This is a genomic window from Staphylococcus sp. HMSC36A10 (assembly GCF_001838845.1).
Taxonomy (GTDB): domain Bacteria; phylum Bacillota; class Bacilli; order Staphylococcales; family Staphylococcaceae; genus Staphylococcus; species Staphylococcus aureus.
Genome location: NZ_KV839130.1, coordinates 225,082 through 244,401, shown reverse-complemented (window position 1 = coordinate 244,401; position 19,320 = coordinate 225,082). Strand labels below are relative to the sequence as shown.

General features: G+C 31.9%; 15 protein-coding genes and 1 other RNA gene. 3 read left to right on the top strand and 13 right to left on the bottom strand.

The window, feature by feature from the left end; translation table 11 throughout:
- Positions 1-396 precede the first annotated feature (396 nt).
- The 6 genes from norB to HMPREF3247_RS13265 form a co-directional block, all read right to left on the bottom strand.
- Positions 397-1,788 (bottom strand): multidrug efflux MFS transporter NorB, encoded by a 1,392-nt coding sequence (gene norB / locus HMPREF3247_RS13290; RefSeq protein ID WP_000414688.1) that lies wholly within the window; start codon positions 1,786-1,788, stop codon positions 397-399.
- Between the two features lie 155 nt (positions 1,789-1,943).
- The gene (locus HMPREF3247_RS13285; protein ID WP_000064778.1) at positions 1,944-3,266 is read right to left on the bottom strand and encodes an APC family permease; all 1,323 of its coding nucleotides are present in this window, start codon (positions 3,264-3,266) and stop codon (positions 1,944-1,946) included.
- Positions 3,267-3,296: 30 nt separating this feature from the next.
- Positions 3,297-4,337 carry a bifunctional threonine ammonia-lyase/L-serine ammonia-lyase TdcB gene (gene tdcB, locus HMPREF3247_RS13280; RefSeq protein ID WP_000210828.1) on the bottom strand — a complete coding sequence of 347 codons (1,041 nt, stop codon included), beginning with the start codon at positions 4,335-4,337 and terminating at the stop codon, positions 3,297-3,299.
- Positions 4,338-4,431: 94 nt separating this feature from the next.
- Positions 4,432-5,550 carry an alanine dehydrogenase gene (ald, locus tag HMPREF3247_RS13275; RefSeq protein WP_000959430.1) on the bottom strand — a complete coding sequence of 373 codons (1,119 nt, stop codon included), beginning with the start codon at positions 5,548-5,550 and terminating at the stop codon, positions 4,432-4,434.
- A gap of 475 nt (positions 5,551-6,025) precedes the next feature.
- The gene (locus HMPREF3247_RS13270) at positions 6,026-6,904 is read right to left on the bottom strand and encodes a 5'-3' exonuclease (protein ID WP_001133025.1); all 879 of its coding nucleotides are present in this window, start codon (positions 6,902-6,904) and stop codon (positions 6,026-6,028) included.
- Between the two features lie 19 nt (positions 6,905-6,923).
- Entirely contained in the window at positions 6,924-10,364 is a 3,441-nt protein-coding gene (locus tag HMPREF3247_RS13265) for a dynamin family protein (protein ID WP_000608526.1), read from the bottom strand.
- Positions 10,365-10,667: 303 nt separating this feature from the next.
- On the opposite strand from HMPREF3247_RS13265, the gene HMPREF3247_RS13260 reads away from it, so the two are divergent.
- Entirely contained in the window at positions 10,668-12,008 is a 1,341-nt protein-coding gene (locus HMPREF3247_RS13260) for a PepSY-associated TM helix domain-containing protein (RefSeq protein WP_000798988.1), read from the top strand.
- Positions 12,009-12,213: 205 nt separating this feature from the next.
- On the opposite strand, the gene HMPREF3247_RS13250 is transcribed toward HMPREF3247_RS13260, so the two are convergent.
- From HMPREF3247_RS13250 to HMPREF3247_RS13220, 7 genes are all read right to left on the bottom strand, one after another.
- The gene (locus HMPREF3247_RS13250) at positions 12,214-12,546 is read right to left on the bottom strand and encodes a DUF4889 domain-containing protein (protein WP_000516794.1); all 333 of its coding nucleotides are present in this window, start codon (positions 12,544-12,546) and stop codon (positions 12,214-12,216) included.
- Between the two features lie 83 nt (positions 12,547-12,629).
- Positions 12,630-13,775: a THUMP domain-containing class I SAM-dependent RNA methyltransferase gene (locus tag HMPREF3247_RS13245; RefSeq protein ID WP_000487144.1), complete on the bottom strand. Its 1,146-nt coding sequence runs from the start codon at positions 13,773-13,775 to the stop codon at positions 12,630-12,632.
- Positions 13,776-13,983: 208 nt separating this feature from the next.
- Positions 13,984-14,363, bottom strand: an RNA gene (rnpB, locus tag HMPREF3247_RS13240) — RNase P RNA component class B.
- A 62-nt stretch (positions 14,364-14,425) separates the two neighbouring features.
- Positions 14,426-14,770, bottom strand: coding sequence for a cell division regulator GpsB (gene gpsB / locus HMPREF3247_RS13235; protein ID WP_001286320.1), 345 nt, complete (start codon positions 14,768-14,770; stop codon positions 14,426-14,428).
- A 13-nt stretch (positions 14,771-14,783) separates the two neighbouring features.
- Positions 14,784-15,347, bottom strand: a complete 564-nt coding sequence (locus tag HMPREF3247_RS13230) for an SLOG family protein (protein WP_070866251.1) — start codon at positions 15,345-15,347, stop codon at positions 14,784-14,786.
- Entirely contained in the window at positions 15,340-15,690 is a 351-nt protein-coding gene (locus tag HMPREF3247_RS13225) for a YppE family protein (RefSeq protein ID WP_001000805.1), read from the bottom strand. Before HMPREF3247_RS13225 ends, HMPREF3247_RS13230 begins: the two co-directional genes overlap by 8 nt.
- Before the next feature lie 54 nt (positions 15,691-15,744).
- Positions 15,745-15,924: a hypothetical protein gene (locus tag HMPREF3247_RS13220; protein WP_001788819.1), complete on the bottom strand. Its 180-nt coding sequence runs from the start codon at positions 15,922-15,924 to the stop codon at positions 15,745-15,747.
- 305 nt (positions 15,925-16,229) lie between these two features.
- On the opposite strand from HMPREF3247_RS13220, the gene recU reads away from it, so the two are divergent.
- Positions 16,230-16,856, top strand: a complete 627-nt coding sequence (gene recU, locus HMPREF3247_RS13215; protein WP_001108889.1) for a Holliday junction resolvase RecU — start codon at positions 16,230-16,232, stop codon at positions 16,854-16,856.
- Positions 16,853-19,036: a transglycosylase domain-containing protein gene (locus HMPREF3247_RS13210; RefSeq protein ID WP_000138343.1), complete on the top strand. Its 2,184-nt coding sequence runs from the start codon at positions 16,853-16,855 to the stop codon at positions 19,034-19,036. The genes recU and HMPREF3247_RS13210 overlap by 4 nt, the downstream gene beginning before the upstream one ends.
- The last annotated feature ends 284 nt before the right edge of the window (positions 19,037-19,320 follow it).

Genomic DNA, 19,320 nt, shown 5'->3' with positions numbered 1-19,320 from the left:
AGCTATTGTTCACTCCTTATCTTGTTGTTATGTCTCTGTTGTGTTGTGAATGTATTTACTTTTGATTGCTTGTATATTGTAATGCTCATTCCATTCTCATTTAAAAATTTAAAACGATGACGATTCAATACAATTTCGCAATCTATCCAAATAGTATTGAAACACATTACAACTATGTGTTGAACAATTTATTTATGCTCCAGAATATAATAAAACAAAATATATTGTAAGGTAAATTGAATTTGTGACAATTTATAATAATTATAAATAAAGTAGCGTAAAAGAGTAATAAAAAACCAATCCCTATGTTCATTTAAAATAATGACACATAAGAATCGGTTTATATTTTGTTTAATATTGTAGCGACTTGTATGATTTCAATTTAATTCTCAATTATCATAATTGAGTGTCGTTTTGTTTAGGCACAAGTAACAAAATGATAACGAATGATAATATTCCCATACCTGCGTTTAACCATAATGCAATCATTGCACCAGTATAAATGTTTGTCATATTTGATACGATTGCATAAACTGCACCACTCAATGCGACGCCAAATGCTCCACCTAATGCAGAAGCCATTTTATAGATACCTGCAGCAACGCCTACTTTTTCTAACGGTGCATTTGCAATTGCTGTATCTGTTGATGGTGTAGCATATATCCCTAGTCCTAAACCAAAGAATAAATAACCTATAATACAACAAATGACATACAATATTTCTGGCAAGAAAGTTAATGAAATGAGACATTCTCCGACAATAAGAACTCCTGTTCCAATTAACATTGGTTTCTTGCATCCGAGTGTTTGAAGTAACTTTTCACCAACACGAATCATAATTAGTACCATTACTAAATAAGTGATTGATAAACTTCCTGCTTGCAATGAAGAATATCCTAAACCTCTTTGAACAAATGTGTTGGCTACTATTAATGTTCCTGCAACACCATTTAACAAAAAGTTTGAAGCTGTTGCACCTGTGTAAGCTTTATTTTTAAATAATTTAAAATCGATTAAAGGATTTGTAGCACGCTTTTCAAGAACTATAAATAAACTAAAAGATCCAATTGCAATAGCTAATAAAGTAATAAAAAGAAGTGAGGTTACACCTAATTCTGATCCTTTAGTAATTAAAATATTTAAACTGAGGAGCATAATGACTAAAAGAACCAGACCTTTAATGTCAAATTTATTTAGAGAAATCGATTTAGATTTAGTTTCAGGTGTGCCTTTAATAAGAAACAGTGCAATTAATGAAATTATAATTGATAGGATGAAAATCCAACGCCAACCTAAAAGCGTTGCAACTGCACCTCCAAAAAATGAACAAACACCAGAGCCGCCCCATGAGCCAATTGACCAATAACTTAAAGCGCGTTGTCTATCTTTCCCAATGTAATATGACTTAATAATAGACAAAGTTGCAGGCATAATACATGCTGCTGAAAGTCCTTGAATTAATCTTCCTATAATAAGTAATAAAGGAATATTTGAAATAATGATTAATAATGAACCCAATATATTTAAGATAATACCAATGTTCGTGAGTTTAATTCTGCCATATTTATCAGCAAGACCACCTGCTCCTACTACAAACATTCCTGAAAATAAAGCAGTTATACTAACGGCGATATTAACCGTTCCAATATCTGTATTGAAACTATCTTCAAGTATTGGTACAACATTAACCAATGATTGTGCAAATAGCCAAAACGTTATTACACTTAAAACAATTCCTATTAACAACTTATTATTGCCTTCAAATGCCTCTCTTGACGGCTTTTCCATCTCTATTTGCCTCCCTATACTTTTGAAAAACAGACAAATTCCATAACAGAAATTTGTCTGTTCGTTAGAATAATTGAATGGTTTTGATTTTAATGTGTAAAACTTTAAATTTATTAGTAGTCCATCCATTTATTCTCAATGCTAGTTATCTTACCTTATGCTGCTTTTTGTTTCTTCTTATAGTAATAAACTGGTATACCAAGTGCTGTTATTAGAATTCCAATGATTGCTAATATAAATTGTGTAAACAGTGTATTAATTAATACAAATGATCCTGCCAAAATAGCAATTAAAGGTATGATCGGATATAACGGTACTTTATATGGTCGTTCCATATTTGGTTCACGTTTTCTTAAAATTATTACCGCAACAAATGACATACAATAGAACAACCAAATAACAAAGATTAACATGTTTGTAATTGTATCAAATGCTCCCATTGACATCATGATGATAGCGATTATAAGTTGTATAATTGCGCCAAACCATGGTGCGCCAGATTTTGTTAATTTTGCGAATAAGTGGCTAAATGGCAATAATTTTCTTTCAGCCATTGCATATGGTACGCGCATACCAGTCATAGTATAGCCATTGATCGTACCATAAACAGAAATTAATATACCGATTGTAATAATCTTACCGCCATTTTCACCAAATAATATTTTTGATGTATCTGAAGCTGCATTTAAATTACCAGCAAGTAGTTCTATTGGCAACGTTAATAAGAATGTAGCGTTAATTAATAAATACACAGCCATAATACAACCAATACCAACTGAAATCGCTAAAGGTAAATCGCGTTTAGGATTTTTAAGTTCCCCCGCAACATTTCCTACATGAATCCAACCATCATATGCAAACATAGTTGCTAATAAACCACTACCAATTGCTGTAAAGAAACCATTTCCTGAATTACCTGTAGTTGGAATTAATGAAAAAGTGATATCTCCAGATTGAAAAATACCAAAAATTACAATAACGATGATTGGAATCAGTTTAATTACTAAAGTAACTGATTGTAAAATTCCGCCTGCTTTTGAACCTAGGAAATTTATCAACACAATAGATAACGCAGATGCGATTGCTATTGGTATTAACGAACCTATAGATAAATGGAATAAATTAATTAGCTGTGTCGCAAATACGATAGACAATGCTGCTACGTTAGCTGGAAAATAAATAAATGATTGCGCCCAACCTGATAGGAAGCCCCAGAAATCACCGTATGTATATTCTATATACTTCGTTAAGCCACCTGTTTCAGGGATTGCAGCAGCAAGTTCTGCTGCTGTTAACCCCGCACAAATGGTAATGATGCCGCCTAGGAACCATACAAACAAGGCCATTCCTGCTGTTCCTGTTACTTCTGTTACGTTTGATATTTTAAAGAATACTCCTGAACCAATAACTGTTCCCATAACAATAGCAAACGCTGAGAAGAAACCTATATTTTTTTGTAATTCTTTACCATTTGACATAATTACACCTCATTTTTAAGATTAAAAGTTTTAACCTACCACACCCTTGCTTGTATCTGCAATATTCAGTCCATGTTCAATGACACCTGAAACTCTAGTTAAGTCAACATTCCCGCCTGAAACTAAAGCAACAACATTTTTATCTTCAAGCCATTTATTGTTTATTTTTCCACTTAAAATTGCAGCTGTTGGTAATGCGCCTGCACCTTCAGTAATAATTTTGGCACGCTGCATTAAATCTTTCATAGCATGTTCAATTTCTTCTTCAGTAACAAGAATAAATTCATCTACTAAATGTTTAACTACTTCATATGTTTGTTCACCAGGAACTTTTACATCACAACCATCTGCTATCGTGCTATCCACTCGATGTTCAGTTAAATCTCTCTTATAGAAAGACTCAGCCATACCATGAACATTCTCAGATTGAACACCGATAATATGAATTGAAGGGTTAAATGATTTTAATGCGGTGGCAATACCTGCAATTAATCCTCCACCGCCAACTGGTACGATGACTGTATTCACATTCCAAATATCATCTAAAATTTCTAAACCAATTGTTCCTTGGCCTGCCATTACAAACTTATCGTCATATGGATGAACGATTGTCATGCCATTTTCTTTCGCTAATTCTTCCATATAAAGTCTAGTTTCGTTAAAGTTTTTACCCTTTAAAATAACCTTTGCCCCATAGCCTTTTGTTGCTTGTTGTTTCGCTTGTGGTGCTGTTTCAGGCATTACGATAGTTGCATCAATGCCTAATAATTTAGCTGTTAAAGCAACACCTTGTGCATGGTTCCCAGCAGATGCTGCGATAATGCCTTTTTCTTTTTGTTCATCTGTTAAGTGATTAATTTTATTGCTAGCGCCTCTAAATTTAAAAGATCCTGTGAATTGCATATTTTCTAATTTTAGAAATACATTCCCTTTAGTTATACTTTGGCTTAAATACATTGATTTAATTAGAGGTGTTCGACGAATAAATGGTTTAATGCTTGCTTTAGCTTCTTCGATATCTCCTAAACTTACAATATGTGCTGTTTGTAATGTAACTGTGTTGGTTGTCATAATAATTACATCCTTCCGTTTTGTAAATTTTTAGTCCAAACTATAATGCTATATTTAAAATATTCATTTCACTCAATTTCATTTAAATTATTATCTATTCGATAACATTTAATATTTCTTTATAATTTAGGTCATGTGATGAAGCTAATCCTTGATTTGTCACTTGTCCTTGGTAAATGTTTACACCAGTACTTAAGGATTCATTATCTTTAATTGCTTGTTCTAAGCCTTTGTCACAAATTTCTAATATATAATCAATATTTCCTTGTGCTAATGCCATTGTTGAAGTTCTTGGGACTGCTCCTGGTTGGTTTGGTACACCATAATGAATCACACCTTCTTCTTCATACACTGGATCAGAAATTGTAGTTGGTCTAATTGTTTCAATAGTTCCACCTTGGTCAATAGCTATATCGATTAATACTGAACCTTTTTTCATTGATTTAACCATCTCACGAGTAACCAATTTTGGCGGTTTCGCACCAGGAATTAAAATTGTAGAAATAAATACATCTGCTTTTTTAATTTGTTCTGCTAAATTTTCTGGTGTTGATTTGACTACTGTGACATCTTTTTCTGAATACATATCTTCAAGATATTTAATGCGGTCATCGTTTAACTCGATAATGATTACTTTAGCATTTAGTCCCAAGGCAACATTTGCTGCATTTGTTGCTGCTACTCCACCACCGAAAATCACATATGTACTACCAGGTATATCCACATTTTCATGTACACCAGTCACTAAAGTACCTTGACCACCATGTTGTGCTTCAGAGTAGTAAGCTCCCATAATTGCTGAGCGTTGACCTGCTATAGCACTCATTGGCGCTAATAATTCTGCTTTTCCATTTTTTATAATGGTTTCACCACTAATCGCAGTTACACCAACTTCTTGCATTTTTTCTACTATTTCTTTTGAAGATGCTAAATGTAAAAATCCCCAGATAATTTGATTCTTTTTGAAATATTGATATTCGCTTTCATGAGGTTCTTTTACTTTGATAACAAGATCAGCTTCCCATGCTTGTTCATGAGTTACGATCTTAGCGCCTTCTTTTTCATACATATCGTTAGAAAATCCTGAACCAATGCCAGCATTTTTTTCAACAATTACTTTATGTCCTGCATCCGTTAACTTACGCACATTTTCGGGTGTGCAAGCTACACGTCCTTCACCTTGTTTTAATTCTTTGACTACTGCAACTAACATTTGCAACACTCCTCTTTCATTTGTGAATAATTTCACAATTATTTTATCCTTTGGTTATGAATATGTAAATACCATTAATTAATTATTCATATTTTATCTATAATTTGTTAATAAATATTTAATATATTATTCTTATTCTTAAATATTATGTGCAATTATACCACTATATTTATTTCTTATACTCCATTTGATTTATAGTTGTATTAATACATTGACTCAAAAACTAATTAATCAAATATGTTTTTTAGATTAATAAAGTTGTAACTGTACTATTTTGTAGTGTATGGTAATTTATTTGGATGAAATATAATTCTGTAAACTCTATTGATTAATCAAATATGTATCTATCAAAATTCGGCTTATTTATTCACTCTGACATATCCAAATACGCAAAAAGACTATTTCTACCTTGTATCGATAGAAATAGTCTTTTTATACTTAATTGGTTTAATTTTTCATAAAATTTTATACTTTTTTAAAAATGGGATGAAATATATTTTCCTGAAACATGTAATTCATGTTCGTTACAAATTGATAAAATATGATTAAGTGTTGTTGCAAATGACATTTTCTCAAAAAGCGATTCACTATCAATTGGTACTTGTGTGTGAATTTCAGCAAGTCGCTTCGATAAATATAGTTCATCTAAATTGTCATTTATCTTATTACGTTGACCAGCTGATAATGCATCAATGTTTTCAACCACATTTTCAACGCTTTGATATTGCTGAATTAACTTAATAGCCGTTTTCTCGCCAATACCTTTAACACCCGCATATCCATCTGCTGTATCACCCATAAACGCTTTAATATCGATTAGTTGTTGTGGTTCAAGGGCATATTCTTTGTTAAAACGATGTAATGTATATCTATTATAAATGTTAAAACCTTTTTTAATTAGCCAAACTTCAACATTGTCATTAATACATTGCAGTAAATCTTTGTCGCCCGTAATAATATAGACATCGTTATCAGTTGAATATTGTTGTGCTAATGTACCTATAACATCATCCGCTTCATAGTTTTTAACGCCAATATTTACAAAGCCAAATTGCTCTGAAATTTCTTTAACATAATCAAATTGTGGTATCAATTCTTCTGGTGGTGCAGAACGATTTTGCTTATAACCATCAAACATATCATTTCTAAAAGTTGATTGTCCCATATCCCAACATACAGCTACATGTGTAGGGCGTATTTCATGTATTGCCGAAAAGATATGACGCACAAATCCTTGTATTCCATTTGTAGGTACACCTTGTGAATTGTACATAAATTGTTTATGAAGACTTGTAGCATAGAAATGTCTAAATAATAGCGCCATACCATCTACAAGTAATATTTTATTAGGCATTTAAAACGTTCCTTCTTTCTTAATATAAAATAGTTTTCAGTTGTTGATGTTTATCTTTCAATTGATTGATAAGTGTTGTATCTAAATCAAATGCTAATAAATCGTTTATTTGCGTTTGAATATTAGCTTCAAAACTTTCAAATTGCGATTCAGCTTCTACAGCCATTTGCTTTACATATAATTCAAGCTGTTGCCTCAATAATCCCATTTGTGGTTGTAATAATCCTAACGTACTTTGACAAATTGATTCATGTATATCTCTTTGCCCATTTGGATTCAAAATTTTACGTTTTGTTAATTGTTTAGGCAATGCATTTAGCATATCATTGAAATCGATGTGCAATAATGGTTGCTCTATATTAGCTGATTCAAAGTTAAACTGAGGATTAACAATGACATGTAAATCTGCTAATTGTTGAACGATTGGTGCAATTTGCTCAATGAGTTGCTTATTAAAGTATTTTTTTATACGTTCTGTAATTAAAGATTGCTCTAAAAACAATCGTTGATGAATTTGATCTAAGTATACTTTCGTAGACACTTTCTTTTCTTCATTAAAATCACTATTTTGCGTCATTTGAGAATTAAACACTGATTTAACATCGTCAAGTAGTTGTAATTTTAAACGTGCATTTAAATGATAAACTTGTTCTTCAACTTCGTTGTCTGTATGTTGTAGCGTCGCATCAATTAATTGATGTTGTAAACGCTGTTTATCTTTATAATCTGTTAACCTTTGTTGGCGACGTGAAATATCAGCTTTATTTGTTTCAAATTCTGTAATCATCTCTACATAAGAACGATCCATTTGTTGAAGCTGATGAATCATTTGTTGTTCTAAAATTGATTTAGATTCAACATCAACAAATTGTTGTATGCTTTGTTTTAATTGATCAATGCCCTTATCTTCAGCTTGCAATGCATTTCGACTTGATACAGCAAAAATGTCTGATTGTAAGTGTACTTGTCTTAATGCATCTGATACATATGTTTCAACTGCTTCAAGATCATCTTGACTTTCTGCTAAATCAGCAGCATTAATTACCATTTTAAATGCTTGGTTTTCATTCAACTGGTTCATATCTTTCATGTGTTCTATAAACGCTTTGTCATTATCAGTAAATGAATGATTAAAATAACTTACATACAATATTAAGTCTGAAGAAGTTAAAATTTGTTCGGTTTCATTTGTATGCCTTTGGTTATTTGAGTGTAGCCCTAATGAATCAACAATTATTTTACCTTTTAACCAATCATGCATTAATGCAATGTGTACTGTCTTAACAAATGTTGCATATTCATCTTCTGCACTCCACTTTTTCAATTCCTGTTGATTAATGGCATGTTTTTCTCCATTTTCCAACATATTGACATACAATTTATAATGTTTTTCAACTGCCTGAATAAAAGCGAGTTGATTTTTATTTAAATGTGATTTTAACTTTTCTAAATCCCAATTAATAAATTCTTCTATAGTTGAAAAAGATATATCTTGGTATTCAACTACTGCATTAATTTCATCTAATAATTGCGATTGTGATTTTAGCGTTATATAACTCTCGTCTCCATAAGATATTTCTGTAGTAGCTGCTGTAGTAGGATTTGGAGAACTCACTAAAATATGCTCGCCTAATAATGCATTTATCAAACTACTTTTACCCGCACTAAATGTTCCAAATACACCTATTTTTATTAATTTATTATCTATACGTGTTAATGTTTCGTGGATATCTTGCTTTGTACGCTTGAACAAAGGCACATCCGAAATTATATCAAGCGCTTTTTGAATATCTATAGACATATTTGTTGTAGCTGTATTTTGATTTAGCTGCTGATTATCACGATTATCCTGAGCATTATCAGTAGCCACTTGATATGTTGTCTCTTGTCGACCTATTAATTTATCTAGAGATTCATCTAAATGAATATAGTAGTGACGATAATTCTTAGTCGTCAATGACTGACGCAGCTCATTTAATTCTGTATAACGTTGATATTCTTTTAAATCATCACTTTCTTCTGTTGGTAATTCATCTGCCTGCACATTTTCTATTATTTCTTTAAAAATTGGTGTTGATTGTTGTTCAACATATTTCTTAATGGCTTTAACCACTTCGTCTGAAAATGTAAGTACATAAGTATTGCTGATTGATGTTTGTGGTTGATATAAATCTTCAATCATTTCCGGCTTAACGTCATAATGCTGATTTAATACTTTATCTGAAGCTTCTTTTTTATTGATAAAACGCGTTACAAATGACATATCTTCTCGCATTGGTTGACGAATTTGTTGATTAACATGTTCTTGTAACGCATCTGTCGCTGTTAATAATCGCTGTTGTTGAATTTGTAGCTTTTTCTTCTTTTTATTAAAAAACCCACCAACATTAAAGTCTTGAGACATACTTTCCAAATAACTTCGTAACATTTCTCTCATATTATGCTGCATAATGTATGCATTTTCTAAAATATTTTTACGCTTATTCTTTAAAAATGCCATTAATTCATCTGGATTATTTAAAAGTTGTGCCTCTTCACTAATTGCTTGATGTTGTTGACTATTTAAAAATGCTTGTTCAAACTCCGCTTCTTCGATACCTAAATCTTCTAGTACTTCCTGAATTTCAGACTGAATGTAATCTAGCTGAGCTTCGGTAATGTATTCAACCGTTCTTGATGTATAATCCTCTATTGTCTCTCTATGTTGATCTAATGAAATTAGATAACTTGATAATACTTCAAGTTCATTTTCAGGGTGATCAAATTTAGATACATAAAAGGTGCGTTCTAATTTAATGCCCCAATCTGCAATTGATTTTTCAACTCGTGATTTAAACGTAGAGAATGACAATTCATCGTCTTGATGCTTGTCAATTTGATTAATGATAAACACAACAGGTATTCCAACATCATTTATATGCTTCATAAACTTAAAGTTAAGTTCAGATTGAACGTGGTTATAGTCAACCGTATAAAATATCATATTACTTGTATACATATATTGTTCTGTTATTGACTGATGTGATGCAACATTTGAATCAACACCTGGTGTATCTTGCAGCGTAAACCCATTTTCAAATTTAGCTGATTGAAAATTAATTTCTACAGATTCAACGTCGACATTTTGGCGATTCATTTCCCTTACTTCATCATAATTAGATAATTTGGCATACGTTTGATTCGGCAAATTAGCAATAATATCGTGATTGTCTGAAACTGACACAATAGCAGTATTACTTGTCGTTGGTACAGGTGAACTTGGTAAGATATCTTGTTCAATTAATAAATTTATCAGTGTCGATTTACCTGCAGAAAAATGTCCAACGAACGAACATGTATATTGCTGCAAATATACTTTCTTAATTACTTGGTTAATTGTATGTAAAAGTGCTTCATTTCGCGACTTTTCAACTTCTTTTTTTAATTTATATAAAAGATCTAATTGTTCTTTATTAATCATGTTACTTTCCCCTTTGGTTCGTTCACATAGAAATGCTTGCTTGTTAAAACGAATTCATACAATATCGATGTCCATTTAAACATAGATCGTTAAATGGCTCGCATTGTATTATGTTTAAATTTTATCATAGCTGCTTGATAAAACATACGAATAATCAATTTTCTTCAAACATTCCAACTTAAAAGTTCATTTTTCTAAAAATCACAAATCATCGTTAAATTTTTCTAGAAAATAAATATTGTCACAGTTTGTTCACACACGTCACAGAATTGACACCGTATAATAGCCAATTGGGAGGGAAATATGAAAAATACATTTAATCCATTACAAAGATTACATTTCTATGCAGCAATTTTTATTGCTCCACTGTTAATCACTTTAACCATTTCGGGCATTGGTTACTTGTTCTTTCCAGAAGTTGAAAATAATATTTATAAGAATGAGTTTTTTGGTGACAGTGATGTAAAAACGCATCAAACATTAAATGATGCAGTACATCAAGTTGAACAACAATATGAAGGATTCTTTGTAAGTAAAGTTAGCATACTTGATGAACCATATAACAAACGAATTACACTGAGTGATATGGCAGGAAATCAACGTTACGTCTTTCTAGATCATAACAATCAATTTGTTGCAGATCAAAATGCGAAACATACGTATTCTAATGTGATGCGAAGTATACATAGTTCTTTGTTTACTGAAAATACTATTATTAATTATTTAGTAGAGTTAACCGCATGTTGGACGATATTCATGATTTTATCTGGTACTTATTTACTCATTAAGAAGCATTTAATTTCTAACAAAAGTAAGGCACTTCGTTGGCAAAAGTGGCACGCAATGATTGGAGTTATCATTGCAATTCCAGTATTTGTATTAGTTTTAACTGGATTGCCATGGTCTGGTTTTATGGGCAGTAAAATTGCCGGTATGATGGACACAAACGGTGACCTTGGTCAAGGTGAATTAGCGATTAATCCACCTAAATCAGATTTGAACGAATTACCTTGGGCTACACGTAAAAATAAACAGCCAGCTTCATCCGAAAAAGGTTCAAGTAGTCATCATGGTAATGCAGCAATGCCTCAAACCAAATTAGATTATCAAATATCTATTGATAAGGTCGTTGAACAGGCGCAAAAAGCTGGTATTAAAAAGCCGTTTTCAATCGTATATCCAAGTGATAAAAATGGTACCTTTATTGTATCTAATACTAGTAATTCAGGTGTTACTGGGCTAGATGTATCACCATACAAGGAACAAACACTTTATTTCGATCAATATAGCGGTAAAAAGCTAGGTACGATTAAATATGATGACTACGGTATTATTGCTAAATGGTTTACATGGGGCATTCCGCTTCACGAAGGTCATTTATTCGGCATTTTAAATAAAATCATTAATTTATTTGTATGTATCGCTTTATTAGTAGCCATTGGCATGGGGTTTGTCTCTTGGATAAAGCGTACAAAAAATACTGCAGTAAAAGTACCACATCGCGTAAAAAAACCAGCATCTATATCACTCATCATATGTTTAATTGTATTAGGATTATTAATGCCATTATTTGGATTATCACTTATCCTTGTATTTATAATTGAATTAATATTATATATTAAAGATCGTCGTGCTAAACAATAATGCACTTAAAGTTTTGAACTGACGAAATTTACAAAATGATTCTCGTCTCTCTAATTACTTAAAACGGGTTCTATAATAAATCGTACTGATGGAAAGTTTTTACTTTTTATCTGTCCGATTTTTTGAATTTGAAGATAAAAAAGCATCTAAAACGCATAAGAAGATAACTCTACTTCTTCAAAATTACGTTATAGATGCTTTTTTATTAATTCATATGCATGTCGTGAATTTTCATCATTAAACCGTGTGGGACGTCATCATGTTTAACAATCTCTTGTTTATAAAATGTCTTCCCATCATCTTTAGAAACTAATTTTACAAAGTCTCCTTTTTCCGGCTTGAAATCATTAGATGGTTCTACTTTGATATTATGTTTGACTAATCCATCTTTTTCACTTACAACTTTTTCTGCATTTGTATTACTATTCATATAACCAAAATAAGTCGTTTTTTGACTAGAAAAAATCATTAAACATACAACGGCAATACCAATAACAATCAATGCAATAGATAAACCTAGACCCATTTTTTTACCCATTTATAGACTCCTCCATTTTTCAAAAACACCTATTATCATGAGAACATAATTAATACTAATTTTAGTCACGCATTAGAAACACTTTAGTTTTCGATAGTTTTACGTTCTGTCTTTTTACCCCAGTATTGATAATAAGTACATTCTATATATCCATTAAATAACTTACGTCGCTTCGTTGCTTTACGATCTACTAAATATTCAAATTCTTTATTACTTGTTAAAATGTATGTAGATAAAAATGGATGTTGTTTCATTAGTTTACCAATATAACGGTACATTTCTTCAACTTCTTCACGATCACCAATACGTTCACCATATGGAGGATTTCCAATTAACGCCACCGGTTCTTCTGTATCAATTGTTAATGTATTGACATCTTTTACACTAAATTTAATAATATCAGACAACCCAACTTCTTCAGCGTTACGCTTAGCAATCTCTATCATTTCAGGATCGATATCAGAAGCATATACTTCGATTTCTTTATCATAATCAGCCATCTTATCCGCTTCATCACGGTAATCATCATAAATATTTGCTGGCATGATGTTCCATTGCTCTGATACGAACTCGCGATTAAAACCAGGTGCGATATTTTGAGCAATTAAACAAGCTTCTATAGCTATTGTACCCGAACCGCAAAATGGATCAATTAAAGGTGTATCACCTTTCCAGTTTGCAAGACGGATTAAACTTGCTGCCAACGTTTCTTTAATTGGTGCTTCACCTTGTGCTAATCTATAACCACGTCTGTTCAAACCAGAACCTGATGTGTCGATAGTCAATAATACATTATCTTTTAAAATGGCAACTTCAACAGGGTATTTGGCACCTGATTCATTTAACCAACCTTTTTCGTTATATGCGCGACGTAATCGTTCAACAATAGCTTTCTTAGTTATCGCCTGACAATCTGGCACACTATGTAGTGTTGATTTAACGCTTCTACCTTGAACTGGGAAGTTACCTTCTTTATCAATTATAGATTCCCAAGGGAGCGCTTTGGTTTGTTCGAATAATTCGTCAAACGTTGTTGCGTTAAAACGTCCAACAACAATTTTGATTCGGTCTGCTGTGCGCAACCATAAATTTGCCTTTACAATTGCACTTGCGTCTCCTTCAAAAAATATACGACCATTTTCAACATTTGTTTCATAGCCTAATTCTTGAATTTCCCTAGCAACAACAGCTTCTAATCCCATCGGACAAACTGCAAGTAATTGAAACATATATGATTCTCCTTTTATACAGGTATTTTATTCTTAGCTTGTGTTTTTTATACATTTCCAACAAATTTAATCGCTGATACATTAACGCATTCGCTTACTATTTTAAAACAAGGCAGTGTCATTATATCAAGACAAGGCGTTAATTTTAAGTGTTCTTTTCATGAAAAAAGCTCTCCATCATCTAGGAGAGCTAAACTAGTAGTAATATTTCTATAAGCCATGTTCTGTTCCATCGTACTCATCACGTGCACTAGTCACACTGGTACTCAGGTGATAACCATCTGTCTACACCACTTCATTTCGCGAAGTGTGTCTCGTTTATACGTTGAATTCCGTTAAACAAGTGCTCCTACCAAATTTGGATTGCTCACTCGAGGGGTTTACCGCGTTCCACCTTTTATATTTCTATAAAAGCTACGTCACTGTGGCACTTTCAAATTACTCTATCCATATCGAAAGACTTAGGATATTTCATTGCCGTCAAATTAATGCCTTGATTTATTGTTTCATCAAGCACGAACACTACAATCATCTCAGACTGTGTGAGCATGGACTTTCCTCTATATAATATAGCGATTACCCAAAATATCACTTTTAAAATTATAACATAGTCATTATTAGTAAGACAGTTAAACTTTTGTATTTAGTAATTATTTACCAAATACAGCTTTTTCTAAGTTTGAAATACGTTTTAAAATATCTACATTATTTGAAGATGTATTTGTTGTTGTATTATTCGAAGAAAAACTTTTATTGTCCTGAGGTCTTGATGTTGCTACACGTAGTCTTAATTCTTCTAATTCTTTTTTAAGTTTATGATTCTCTTCTGATAATTTTACAACTTCATTATTCATATCGGCCATTTTTTGATAATCAGCAATAATGTCATCTAAAAATGCATCTACTTCTTCTCTTCTATAGCCACGAGCCATCGTTTTTTCAAAATCTTTTTCATAAATATCTTTTGCTGATAATTTCAATGAAACATCTGACATTTTTTCCACCTCATTAGAAACTTTGATCTTCAGACCACTGTAAGTCATTGATGAATGCTGTTAATTCATCGAACGTCACAATATCACAAGTATAGTTTGTTTTATCCATAAAATCAACTAACATCTGCTTGAAGAACTTAGGACTTGCCTCTTGTTCCTCATCATAAATGAGCAATGTTTGATCCGAATGTTCAAGCATAAATTGATCTGCTTGTTTAAATTGAAAAGGACCCTGATACGACGTATGAAAAATACTATCAACATAATCTGCATGCTTAATTATGTTGGCATACTTACTTTGATTATGTTCATTCCACTTTTCTGTATGTCCTTGGAACGGTGTAATTACAGCAAACTTTAACGAATCATATGTTCGTTGTAATTCAATAACAACTTCTGCAGTCCATAATTCTATACCCATTTGCCCTTGTATTAACACCCATTCTAATCCTTCATCCAACAGTTGTTCAATTATATGTTTTATAAATTGTTTTAAATAATGTACTTCAGGTGCGTCATCTTTAAAAATGTTTAATTCGAATGATTTGTAACCTGTTACATAAACTGTTTTAACCATGAGTACCCTCTTTTGTTACGCCATCTAATATATTTTGTAAATCATATTGAACACTTTTAAGCTTTTCTATAAATAACTTTCGACTTGTTCGCTTAAAATGACATTCGACAGAAAGTTGTTCAATGTTAGCAATCAGTAGCTCAAATTTCCTTGAATTCATATAAGGTACTTCTATAATAAATTCACGATGTAATTTGATCTCATTGAGCATGCTATCAATATGTTCAGTATATGGCTTTACAGTTTGGTAAAAATCATGATCTTGTTGTTGTGATTTCACATTTTCAAAATTTTGTTGCATGTTGTTAACTTCATAAATTAGTGATTCGACTACATCATTCATGAGGACGCCTCCTACATTTTTTAATTTATCACAATATACTGTATTCGTCATGTTTTAACACTCTATATAATTTGATTTAACTATTTTTTCAAATGTGTTATCTGTTAAATCAAGTAAATCTAAAAACTTCCTATATAAATACAAAATTTTATCGTGTATGTTGTTATACGATGAAAATACTTTTAATCTAATAAAATCATTTAAATCAAATACACCTCTGCTGATTAACAACACATACTTGTACTTGCCTCAAAAATAAAAATTACTAATCATGATTTGACTTTTATAACAAAATTCAAAAATATTGTAATGAGTATTCATTTTTATAAGCAAAACTTTTCAATTAATTAAAATTGTGTGTAAAATTCCAACATTAACGGTAAATGTATTATAATATTATTGTGTTAATGCTGAAATCACGTTAAAATAAGCTTTGGTGTATTGTGTCTTTCGCATTTATACTAATTTAAGTTTGGTGTTTCACTATAATGTTGTGTATAATAAACAACGTTTACTACCAAACTTGTGTGGTGAAATTTATGAATTATCCAAATGGTAAACCATATCGTAAAAATAGTGCTATAGACGGAGGGAAAAAGACCGCTGCCTTTAGTAATATTGAGTATGGTGGACGTGGTATGTCACTTGAAAAAGATATCGAACATTCAAATACGTTTTATCTTAAAAGTGACATTGCAGTTATTCACAAAAAGCCTACGCCAGTACAAATAGTTAATGTCAACTATCCTAAGCGGAGTAAAGCTGTGATTAACGAAGCTTATTTTCGTACACCTTCAACAACTGATTACAACGGCGTTTATCAAGGTTATTATATTGATTTTGAAGCAAAGGAAACTAAAAACAAGACGTCCTTTCCTTTAAATAATATTCATGACCATCAAGTCGAACATATGAAAAATGCATATCAACAAAAAGGTATTGTGTTTTTAATGATTCGTTTTAAAACGCTAGATGAAGTTTATCTTTTACCCTATTCAAAATTCGAAGTATTTTGGAAGAGATATAAAGATAATATTAAAAAGTCTATAACAGTTGATGAAATACGAAAAAATGGTTACCATATTCCTTATCAGTATCAACCAAGATTAGACTATCTAAAAGCAGTTGATAAGTTGATATTAGATGAAAGTGAGGACCGCGTATGACGGAAAACAAAGGATCTTCTCAGCCTAAGAAAAACGGTAATAATGGTGGGAAATCCAACTCAAAAAAGAATAGAAATGTGAAGAGAACGATTATTAAGATTATTGGCTTCATGATTATTGCATTTTTCGTTGTTCTTTTACTAGGTATCTTATTGTTTGCTTATTATGCTTGGAAAGCACCTGCTTTTACCGAAGCTAAATTACAAGATCCGATTCCTGCAAAGATATATGACAAGAACGGAGAACTTGTTAAAACATTAGATAATGGCCAAAGACATGAGCATGTAAATTTAAAAGACGTGCCGAAATCAATGAAAGACGCAGTACTTGCAACTGAAGACAATCGTTTCTACGAACATGGCGCACTTGATTATAAACGTTTATTCGGTGCAATTGGTAAGAACTTGACTGGTGGATTTGGTTCTGAAGGTGCCTCAACATTAACACAACAAGTTGTTAAAGATGCATTTTTATCACAACATAAATCTATTGGACGTAAAGCTCAAGAAGCATACTTATCATATCGTTTAGAACAAGAGTATAGTAAAGATGATATCTTCCAAGTATATCTAAATAAAATTTACTATTCTGATGGCGTAACAGGTATTAAAGCTGCTGCTAAGTATTACTTTAATAAAGATTTAAAAGATTTAAACTTAGCGGAAGAAGCTTATTTAGCCGGTTTACCTCAGGTTCCAAACAACTATAATATTTATGATCATCCAAAAGCTGCTGAAGATCGTAAAAACACTGTTTTATACTTAATGCATTATCATAAACGCATTACAGATAAACAGTGGGAAGATGCTAAGAAAATCGATTTAAAAGCGAACTTAGTAAATCGTACTGCTGAAGAACGTCAAAACATTGATACAAATCAAGATTCTGAGTATAATTCATACGTTAACTTTGTAAAATCTGAATTAATGAATAATAAAGCATTCAAAGATGAAAATTTAGGTAATGTATTACAAAGTGGTATTAAAATTTATACAAACATGGATAAAGATGTTCAAAAAACATTACAAAATGATGTTGATAATGGTAGCTTCTACAAGAATAAAGACCAACAAGTTGGTGCAACGATTCTTGATAGTAAAACTGGTGGTTTAGTTGCTATATCTGGTGGACGTGATTTCAAAGACGTCGTTAACAGAAACCAAGCAACAGATCCTCACCCTACTGGTTCATCTTTAAAACCTTTCTTAGCGTATGGACCTGCCATTGAAAATATGAAATGGGCAACAAACCATGCGATTCAAGATGAATCTTCATATCAAGTTGATGGTTCTACATTTAGAAACTATGATACGAAGAGTCACGGTACTGTATCTATTTATGATGCTTTACGACAAAGTTTCAATATACCAGCTTTAAAAGCTTGGCAATCAGTTAAGCAAAATGCTGGTAATGATGCACCTAAGAAATTCGCTGCCAAACTTGGCTTAAACTACGAAGGCGATATTGGTCCATCTGAAGTACTTGGTGGTTCTGCTTCAGAATTCTCACCAACACAATTAGCATCAGCATTTGCTGCAATCGCTAACGGTGGTACTTATAACAACGCTCATTCAATTCAAAAAGTAGTTACTCGTGATGGTGAAACAATCGAATACGATCATACTAGCCATAAAGCGATGAGTGATTACACTGCATACATGTTAGCTGAGATGCTAAAAGGTACATTTAAACCATATGGTTCTGCATATGGCCATGGTGTATCTGGAGTAAATATGGGTGCTAAGACAGGTACTGGTACTTACGGTGCTGAAACTTATTCACAATATAATTTACCTGATAATGCAGCGAAAGACGTGTGGATTAACGGCTTTACACCTCAATACACTATGTCAGTGTGGATGGGCTTCAGTAAAGTTAAACAATATGGTGAAAACTCATTTGTGGGACATAGCCAACAAGAATATCCACAGTTCTTATATGAAAATGTGATGTCAAAAATTTCATCTAGAGATGGCGAAGACTTTAAACGTCCTAGCTCAGTAAGTGGTAGTATCCCATCAATCAATGTTTCTGGTAGTCAAGATAACAACACTACAAATCGTAGTACACACGGTGGTAGTGACACATCAGCAAACAGCAGTGGTACTGCACAATCAAATAACAATACTAGATCTCAACAATCTAGAAACAGCGGTGGATTAACAGGTATATTCAACTAATCCACACAACATAAAATCCTCAGTTATACCATATTTATGGCGTAGCTGAGGATTTTTTAGGTTCTTCATCTTTTATGGTGGGAAGGTAAAACTTCCTGCTTTTTTTATAAGTATTCATACGCTATTGCTATATTAGTAGAAACCTTAAAATCAGTCATTCACATACATTTTGAAACATCTAAATAGTTTTTCATATTCACATCTTTAGCTATTTAAAATTATTGACATTGCAAAAGTGGTTGTTCCCATTTTTAAAATTATGATTATATTTTCTCATAGTCATC

Coding starts and splice junctions, on each gene's coding strand:
- gpsB (WP_001286320.1), bottom strand. CDS start 14,770: ATGTCAGATGTTTCATTGAAATTATCAGCAAAAGATATTTATGAAAAA.
- HMPREF3247_RS13230 (WP_070866251.1), bottom strand. CDS start 15,347: ATGGTTAAAACAGTTTATGTAACAGGTTACAAATCATTCGAATTAAAC.
- norB (WP_000414688.1), bottom strand. CDS start 1,788: ATGGAAAAGCCGTCAAGAGAGGCATTTGAAGGCAATAATAAGTTGTTA.
- HMPREF3247_RS13245 (WP_000487144.1), bottom strand. CDS start 13,775: ATGTTTCAATTACTTGCAGTTTGTCCGATGGGATTAGAAGCTGTTGTT.
- HMPREF3247_RS13270 (WP_001133025.1), bottom strand. CDS start 6,904: ATGCCTAATAAAATATTACTTGTAGATGGTATGGCGCTATTATTTAGA.
- HMPREF3247_RS13285 (WP_000064778.1), bottom strand. CDS start 3,266: ATGTCAAATGGTAAAGAATTACAAAAAAATATAGGTTTCTTCTCAGCG.
- HMPREF3247_RS13265 (WP_000608526.1), bottom strand. CDS start 10,364: ATGATTAATAAAGAACAATTAGATCTTTTATATAAATTAAAAAAAGAA.
- HMPREF3247_RS13225 (WP_001000805.1), bottom strand. CDS start 15,690: ATGAATGATGTAGTCGAATCACTAATTTATGAAGTTAACAACATGCAA.
- ald (WP_000959430.1), bottom strand. CDS start 5,550: ATGTTAGTTGCAGTAGTCAAAGAATTAAAACAAGGTGAAGGACGTGTA.
- HMPREF3247_RS13260 (WP_000798988.1), top strand. CDS start 10,668: ATGAAAAATACATTTAATCCATTACAAAGATTACATTTCTATGCAGCA.
- recU (WP_001108889.1), top strand. CDS start 16,230: ATGAATTATCCAAATGGTAAACCATATCGTAAAAATAGTGCTATAGAC.
- HMPREF3247_RS13210 (WP_000138343.1), top strand. CDS start 16,853: ATGACGGAAAACAAAGGATCTTCTCAGCCTAAGAAAAACGGTAATAAT.
- tdcB (WP_000210828.1), bottom strand. CDS start 4,337: ATGACAACCAACACAGTTACATTACAAACAGCACATATTGTAAGTTTA.
- HMPREF3247_RS13250 (WP_000516794.1), bottom strand. CDS start 12,546: ATGGGTAAAAAAATGGGTCTAGGTTTATCTATTGCATTGATTGTTATT.